The sequence below is a fragment of the Bacteroidota bacterium genome, assembly GCA_034723125.1.
In the GTDB taxonomy this organism is placed as follows: Bacteria; Bacteroidota; Bacteroidia; order CAILMK01; family JAAYUY01; genus JAYEOP01.
In genome coordinates this window covers 1-1,679 of record JAYEOP010000543.1, presented here as the reverse complement: position 1 = coordinate 1,679, position 1,679 = coordinate 1, and the positions used below count along the sequence as shown (strand labels likewise).

The 1,679-nt window shown below is 30.1% G+C and carries 1 protein-coding gene; it reads right to left on the bottom strand.

All coding sequences use genetic code 11. The features are described 5' to 3' along the window. Positions 1 to 1,679, bottom strand: a 1,679-nt coding sequence (locus tag U9R42_13975; protein ID MEA3497131.1) for a hypothetical protein, incomplete at both ends; no start/stop codon positions are given.

The window sequence follows — 1,679 nt, the reverse complement described above, 5'->3', positions numbered from 1 at the left end:
TTTCCATGTAAATATTTAATAAAAATATTATTTTGATTACCATCAAAAATTCCATCTGCTTGTTGTCCTTTTGACCAAAGCATTGATTGAGCATTTTCGAATTGTGCATTTAATTCATAGTAATTATTTTTACAAATAATTGGATTTGATTTGTCAATTGTAATTGTCGGTTCAACAACCGAAAGAGTTATTGTATCGGCATTGTAGCAGCCGTTGTTGTTGGTAAAATGCCATGCTATTTGGTAATTACCTAAATTAGTGTTTGCATCAAAAAGTCCGTTTTTGTTAACGGTACCAGTCCAGTAACCACCGTAAGTGCCACCGATAGGAGAATGGTTTATAAAAACTAATCCTTCCTCTTTGCACATTTTGTATTTATTATTTGATGGATTAATTTGAATATTTGGAATTGTCATTACTTCAATATTAACTGTATCATATTTTGGACAATGAGGCATTCCAACAATGTAGGTAAGTTTATTAATTCCTAATGTTGCCTGATTTACAGAAAAGTTTCCTGTAGAGTCAACAAAATTACCTGTCCAATAACCTCCGATTGGAGTAGCTGTTAATTGAATAATAGTGTCTGCTTTACATAATTTAAAATCATCTCCGGCATTTAGATTTTCAGGTGATTTAAAAACTCTAAAACTAAATGAATCTGAATTTTTGCAATTGTTAGAATCAGTAAATAAATAGTTGAATGTGAATTTTTTACCATTGAAAAGAGTAACATTATTTAAATCAAAAATATAATTCGAATTTTGTTTTATTATTCCTTGTCCTGTCCAAACACCTGACAATGGAAATGCTTTGCCATTAAGAATGTATTGTTGTTCATCTGAACAAATACTATCTTCATCTAAGGTATAAACGTTTGGTAATGGATATTGAGTAACAAAAATTGAGTCGGAATCAAAACATCCAAAGTCATCAATTATTTTACAGATGTAAGTTCCGGAATCATGAATTATTATATTCTTTTTGTTTTTTGTGAAATTTGTATCGTACAATTTTGTCCATTCCAAAGAAGATGAATTACCTCCGTTTAAAATATAGTTGACATCTAAACTAATGCTATCGAATATGCAAAATCCAATATCCTGACCAAGGTTAACATTTATAGTGTTTACAGTTACTTTTGTTTGTGCTGTAAACGAACAACCTGATTGATCCTGAACAGTTACCGTATATGTTTTATCTTGAAATAATTGTGCTGTTTGAATTGTTTGTGTTGTGTCGTTTGTGTTCCAATTTATAGAAGTATATCCTTGATTATTAAAGATTTGTGCAGAAATGCTTAGGCTATCGCCAGAACAAATATTTGTATCATTTGGTAAATCTGCATAAAGGAAAGTATCTGTAATCAAAGTATCGTAATAAATTGAAGTGTCTCCTGCGATATTTGAAACTGTTAGAGAAAAAGGATAAATTCCCGGTTTTTGAAAATTATAAGTAAAGGATTTATTTGAGATACTTATTTCATTAAAAATATGCCAATCGTAAGTCAAAACCGTATTGGTATTTGGTATAGCATTGAAAATGTATTCTCCACATCCGTTATTAGTTGTAGAAAATTGAGCCTCAGCCTTTGGATGAACATAAATTTTATAAGCTCTGGATGTTAACCCATAAACAGGACAAGCATTATCACGAGCAGATACTGTTAAAATATTTAA